Source organism: Actinomadura sp. 6K520, from assembly GCF_004349245.1.
Classification (GTDB): domain Bacteria; phylum Actinomycetota; class Actinomycetes; order Streptosporangiales; family Streptosporangiaceae; genus Spirillospora.
On record NZ_SMLC01000280.1, the window covers coordinates 1 to 6,258 of the forward strand.

Here is a 6,258-nt window from a genome sequence, read left to right on the forward strand (position 1 = left end):
GGGCCTTGCCGCGGCTCGCGGACCCGCGGAGCGGCAGCTCCTTGAGTGCGAGCACCGCGACGAACCCGAGGACCGCCACCGGGATCCCGACGAGGAAGACGGTCTCCAGCGCGCTGCTGAAGGCGTCCCGCACGATGTCCCGCACCGGGTGGGGCAGCCGCGCGATCTCGTCCGGCGCCCCGAGTTCGGCTCCGCCGGGCGCGGCCCGGATGCCCGCGGCGCGCAGCCCGGAGGCGATCTCGGACGCGACCCGGTTGGTGAGGATCGCGCCGAACGCGGCCACGCCGACCGCGCCGCCCAGGTTGCGGAAGAACGAGACCCCGGACGTCGTCGAGGCCAGGTCGCCGGGCGCGGCGGCGTTCTGCGAGGCGAGGATCAGGATCTGCAGCGTCAGGCCCATCCCGATGCCGAGGACGGCGAGGTCCACGCCGATCAGCACGGACGACGAGCCGGTGTGCAGCCGCGACAGCAGGAACATCCCGGTGACGACGCAGCCGAGCCCGATCACCGGGAAGATCTTGTAGCGGCCCGTGCTGGTCACGATGTGGCCGGAGCCGGTGGAGGTGACGAGCATGCCGAGGACGAGCGGCAGCGTCATCAGGCCGGACGCCGTGGGGCTCATCCCCTTGACGATCTGCAGGTACTGCGGCATGTAGATCATCACGCCGAACATCGCCATGCCGACGCAGATCGAGATGAACGACGTCAGCACGAACATCCGGTTGCGGAACAGCCGGGGCGGCAGGATCGGGTCGCGGGCCCGGCGCTCCGCGACGATCGCGAGCAGCAGCAGGACGGCCGTGACCCCGCCCAGCGCGTAGGTCCATGCCGAGTTCCACGGGAACTCCGTCCCGCCCATGGACAGCAGCAGCATCAGCATGGCGGCGCTGCCGGTGATGGTGATCGCGCCGAACACGTCGACGCTGGTGTCGCGGCGCACCCTCGGCAGCCGCAGCACCCGCTGGATCACGAAGAAGGAGACCACGGCCAGCGGGACGCACACGTAGAAGCACCAGCGCCAGCCGAGGGCGTCGGCGTCCACGAGGAAGCCGCCGAGCAGCGGGCCCGCGACGGTGGAGACCCCGAAGACGGCGCCCATGAAACCGGCGTAGCGTCCGCGCTGCCGCGGCTCGACGACGTCCGCGAGGATCACCTGGGCCAGCGCGGCCAGCCCGCCCGCGCCGAGGCCCTGGCCCGCGCGGAACGCGATGAGCTGCCCGATGTCCTGCGACATCCCCGCGCCGATCGACGCGACGACGAAGATGAGCAGGGCGGTCTGGAACATGAACTTGCGGCCCGCGATGTCGGACAGCTTGCCCCACAGCGGGGTCGACGCCGTCATGGTGAGCAGCGCGGCGCTGGCGACCCAGGCCAGCTTGTCCTGGCCGCCGAGGTCGCCGACGATCGTCGGCAGCGCCGTGGCGATGACCGACGTGGAGAGCATCGAGGTCAGCATCGCCATCATGAGCCCGGAGAGGATCTTCAGGATCTGGCGGTGCGTGTACTGCGGCCGGACCGGCCCCTGCCCGGGCTTCGGCCCTGCCTCCGGCTCGGGTTCCGGCTCCGCCGCCGGACCCTGCGACGCCGCGCTCGCTTGAGCCACGCTGCCCCCATGCCGGCCCGCGGACCGGCTGACTTGATTACCTGTGCTGTGCATGTATGTTATGTAGACGCTTGTTTACTTGCAACCCGGTAGCTTCCGGCACCGGCGGGTCACCGATGAGCGGAACGGATGGGCTGGTATCGCGGATGCGGGTCGAGGAGGAGGCCGGGCGCACGCCGCCGGCCGGCGCGGACGCGGGCGCGGGGACGCCCCGGCGGCCGAAGCGCGACCGGGAGGCGACCCGGCGCCGCATCCTGGACGCCGCCCGCGACCTGTTCGGCGAGCACGGCTACGACGGCGTCACCGTCCGGATGATCGCCGCGCGGGCCGAGGCGAACATGGCCCTGGTCAACCGGTACTTCGGCTCCAAGGCGGCGCTGTTCGGGGAGGTCCTCGCCGGTGAGTCGGTGCTGCGCGGGGTCATCGCAGGCGATCCCGAAGGGCTGCCGCGGCGGCTGGCGGAGCACTTCGTCCGGCAGCTCGACCCCGGCCACGTCACCGCCGTCTCGCGGATGCTGGACCGGTCGGCCGGGCACCCCGAGGTCAAGAAGATCCTCCTCCGCTACCTGGAGGACGTGATCGTCGAGCCGATGACCGCGCAGCTCGCCGGCCCGGACGCCCGCGCCCGCGCCCTGCTCGCGTCCACGATCCTGATGGGCGGCGCGCCCGTCCGGCGCCTGCTCGGCGTGAACGACCTGCGCGCCGCCGACCCGGCGCAGCTCACCGAACGGCTGACCGCCATGTTCACCGCCGCCCTCGCCCCGCCGCCCGACCGCTGACCGAACGGCCCGGGGCGCTGACGGAACGGCCGGGGGCGGCCCGCGCATAGGCTGTTCCACCATGAGGTTCGGGGGCGCGCTCAGGACACGGTGGAGCCGGACGGGACGCGCCACGCGCTGGACCGCCGCCGCCTCGGCCGCCGCACTCGCCGCCGGGTGCGCGGCCTGGGGCGTCGCGGCGGACGGCGAACCGCACGTCCGGTCCGTCGACCAGCGCATCACCGTGGTCGACGGCCCCGGCGACGACCAGCGCGTCACGCTCGACACCACGTTCTACAAGCCCGCAGGCCGCACCCCGGCACCGGCGGTCATGCTCGCGCACGGCTTCGGCGGCAGCAAGGCGGACGTGGCGGACGAGGCACGCGATCTCGCCCGCGCCGGATACGCGGTCCTGACCTGGTCGGCGCGCGGGTTCGGCTTCTCCGGCGGGCAGATCGCGCTCAACTCGCCCGACTACGAGGTCAAGGACGTCCGGCAGCTCGTCGACTGGCTCGCGCGGCGGCCGGAGGTCCGGCTGGACGGGCCCGGCGACCCGCGCGTCGGCATGGCGGGCCGGTCGTACGGCGGCGCGATCACCCTGCTGACCGCCGCGCACGACCGGCGGGTCGACGCCATCGCCCCGATGATCACCTGGCACAGCCTCCCGGACGCGCTGTTCCCGGACGCGGCCGGCGCGGGCCCCGCGGACGGCGTCTTCAAGAAGCTCTGGGCGGGCCTGTTCTTCACCGGCAGCGCCGGGCCGACGGCGTGCGGCCGCTTCCTGCCGTCGCTCTGCGCGATGTACCAGGAGGTAGCGGAGGCGGGCCGGCCCACCGAGTCGGCGATCGAGACGCTCCGGCGGTCGAGCCCGGCGTCGGTCGCCGACCGGATCAGGGTGCCGACGCTGCTGGTGCAGGGGCAGTCCGACTCGCTGTTCCCGCTGGAGCACGCCGACGCCAACGCCCGCGCGATCGCCGCGAACGGCGCCCCGGTGTCGGTGGTCTGGTTCCAGGGCGGCCACGACGGCGGCGACCCCGAGGTGGAGCGGATCGGGGACATGGTCCTCGGCTTCTTCGACGCGCGGCTCAAGGGCTCCGCCCCGCCGGCACCGGACGGTTTCACCGTGACGCGGACGGGCGGGCTCGACTCGTCCGCCCGGGAGGTCGTCGTGACGGAGGCGACGACCCGGACCTATCCCGGCCTCTCCGGCGATCCCGTGGAGCTGCCGCTGGGCGGGGGCGAGCAGACGGTGCACCATCCCGCCGGCGGCTCCCCCGCGTCGATCTCCGCGCTGCCCGGACTCGGCTCGCTCGACTCGCTCCCGGCCGGTGGTGGGCAGGCCGGTGGTGGGTCGGCCGGTGGCGGGCTGCCGACCGAGATGCCCGGACAGGCCGCGACGTTCGACACGCCGCCGCTGGAGCGGCCCGTCCAGCTGACGGGTGCCGCGACCGTCCGGCTCAGGGTGGACGGCGACGGGCCGCTGTTCGCGAAGCTGTACGACGTCGCCCCCGGCGGGACGGCGACGCTCGCGCGGCGGCTGCCCGCCGCGTTCCGGGCGTCCGGGGACGTCACCGTGCGGCTCCCCACGATGGACCACCGCTTCGACCGCGGCCACCAGATCCGCCTCGTCGTCGCGACCACCGACATGGGCTTCGCCACACCGGCCGCGCCCGCCTCCTACAAGGTGCGGGTGGTGTCGCCGCTGACCGTCCCGACCGTGCCCGCACTGACGACGGCTTCCGCACCCGTCCCGCATTGGGTCTGGGCCCTCCCCTTGGCCGCCATCGTGGTCTCGCTTGTCATCGTCCTACCTGGACGTCACCGCCACAGAGACGAAGAGGTCAGCGAGATCCCGCTGGAGATAACGGGACTGACGAAGACGTACGAGAACGGCCACCTGGCCGTTGCCGACCTTTCCTTCCAAGTGGAGAAGGGGCAGGTGCTAGGGCTGCTCGGCCCGAACGGCGCAGGGAAGACAACGACCCTGCGGATGCTCATGGGCCTGATCCACCCCGACTCCGGTGAGATCCGCATCTTCGGCCACCACGTCACTCCCGGCGCACCCGTCCTAGCCCGCCTTGGCTCCTTCGTAGAAGGACCCGGATTCCTCCCCCACCTCTCCGGCCGCGACAACCTGGATCTCTACTGGCGGGCCACCGGTCGTCCCGTGGACGAAGCCCACATGGACGAGGCGCTGCAGATAGCCGACCTCGGCTCCGCCCTGGACCGGGCCGTCCGCACCTACTCCCACGGGATGCGGCAGCGTCTCGCCATAGCTCAGGCCATGCTCGGGCTCCCCGACCTGCTCGTCCTGGACGAACCCACCAACGGTCTCGACCCACCGCAGATACGCGAGATGCGGGAGGTCCTCCTCCGGTACGCCGCGGGCGGGCGGACGGTCATCGTCTCCAGCCACCTGCTCTCCGAGGTCGAGCAGACCTGCACCCATGCCGTCGTCATGGCGGGCGGCCGCCGCGTCGCCGCGGGCCCCGTCACGGAGCTCGTCGGGACGTCCGGCCGCCTGGAGGACGCGTTCCTGCAGATCATCGGGGAGGGGCCGTGACCGGCTACGACGTCCGGCGGACCCTCCCGCTGCGGGTCGAGGCCGTCCGCCAGTTCCGGCGGCGCCGCACCCTGGTCGCGTTCGGGATCCTGCTCGCCCTCCCGTGGGTGCTGGTGCTCGCCTTCAAGATCGGCGGGGAACCGACCCCGGACGGCGTCCCCAGCCTGGTCGACGTCGCCACGTCCAGCGCCCTCAACTTCGCGCTGTTCGCCCTGTTCGTCGCCACGGGTTTCCTGCTGGTCGTCGCCGTCGCCCTGTTCTGCGGCGACACCGTCGCGAGCGAGGCGAACTGGGCGTCCCTCCGCTACCTGCTGGCCGCCCCGGTCCCCCGCGCCCGCCTCCTGCGCCAGAAACTCGTCGTCGCGCTCGGCTACGCGGTGCTCGCCGTGCTCAGCCTTCCGCTGATGTCCCTGGTCGCGGGCACCGCCGGCTTCGGCTGGGGCGACGTAAAACTGCCGACCGGCGGAACCGTCCCGGTCGGCACCGCACTCGGCCGGATGGCGATCATCGTCGGCTACGCCCTGGTCTCCCAGCTCGTCGTCGCGGCACTGGCCTTCCTCCTGTCCGTCACCACCGACTCCCCGCTCGGCGCGGTCGGCGGCGCGGTCGGCCTCGTCATCCTCAGCAACATCATCGACGCCGTCACCGCCCTCGGCTCGTGGCGCGAATTCCTCCCGACCCACTGGATGTACGCCTGGATGGACGCACTCCAGCCCGACGTCCAGTGGACGGGCATGGCCAAGGGCGCGGCCCTCTCCATCGCCTACGCCGCCGTGCTTATCGCCCTGTCGTTCCGCCTCTTCCGCTCCCGCGACATCGTCTCCTGAGCGACCGCCCGGCGACGGACCGCGACGAACAACCGCTGAAAATCGGTCGAACCGGCAGTGTCCGTCGCATAAGCTCATCGAACCTCGCACACCGCGGGCGCGTCCTAGGGGATACAGGTCGACATCGCGTCGATCGACGGGTTAAGCCCGCCCCGATGGGGGGAGATGATCACCATGGCACGGCAGCAGCTCATCAAGCGTCCCAAACCCCCACGTCAACCGAGCCCGCCCGACCTACGCACCCCGTCCGGCCGTCTCCTGCCGTACTAGCCCCGGTCCACACGGGGAAGTCGCGCCAGGAACCTCTCCCGATCCACCACCACCCGCTCGACGCGGCCCTTCCCCACCACGACGCCCCGCTCGTCGGTGGCCCCGAACTCGAACACCAGCCGCCCGCCGTCGACCTCCGTGAGCACGGCCTCGACGGTCACCCGCATCCCGACCGGGCTGGCGGCCAGATGCGCCAGCTCGACCCGCGTCCCCACCGAGGTCCGGCCCGCCCCGAGC

General features: G+C 72.6%; 4 protein-coding genes and 1 pseudogene. 3 read left to right on the plus strand and 2 right to left on the minus strand.

Annotated elements, in window-relative coordinates:
* Positions 1-1,489: MDR family MFS transporter (locus E1289_RS35780; protein ID WP_243713409.1), on the minus strand; the 1,489-nt coding region annotated here is incomplete at its 3' end.
* Between the two features lie 230 nt (positions 1,490-1,719).
* Here E1289_RS35780 and E1289_RS35785 point away from each other — a divergent pair.
* From E1289_RS35785 to E1289_RS35795, 3 genes are all read left to right on the plus strand, one after another.
* Positions 1,720-2,382 (plus strand): TetR/AcrR family transcriptional regulator, encoded by a 663-nt coding sequence (locus E1289_RS35785; RefSeq protein WP_243713408.1) that lies wholly within the window; start codon positions 1,720-1,722, stop codon positions 2,380-2,382.
* A gap of 61 nt (positions 2,383-2,443) precedes the next feature.
* A complete protein-coding gene (locus tag E1289_RS35790) occupies positions 2,444-4,924 on the plus strand; it encodes an alpha/beta fold hydrolase (protein WP_131988321.1) in 2,481 nt (826 codons plus the stop codon).
* On the plus strand, positions 4,921-5,751 hold the full coding sequence (locus tag E1289_RS35795) for an ABC transporter permease subunit (protein WP_131988323.1): 831 nt from the start codon (positions 4,921-4,923) through the stop codon (positions 5,749-5,751). Before E1289_RS35790 ends, E1289_RS35795 begins: the two co-directional genes overlap by 4 nt.
* A 266-nt stretch (positions 5,752-6,017) precedes the next feature.
* On the opposite strand, the pseudogene E1289_RS38690 reads toward E1289_RS35795, so the two are convergent.
* Positions 6,018-6,258: pseudogene (locus E1289_RS38690) on the minus strand (thioesterase); the annotation flags it as partial.

Bases quoted from the DNA above. Each gene is read 5' to 3' on its own strand.
- E1289_RS35785 (WP_243713408.1), top strand. From the start codon at position 1,720: ATGAGCGGAACGGATGGGCTGGTATCGCGGATGCGGGTCGAGGAGGAG.
- E1289_RS35790 (WP_131988321.1), top strand. From the start codon at position 2,444: ATGAGGTTCGGGGGCGCGCTCAGGACACGGTGGAGCCGGACGGGACGC.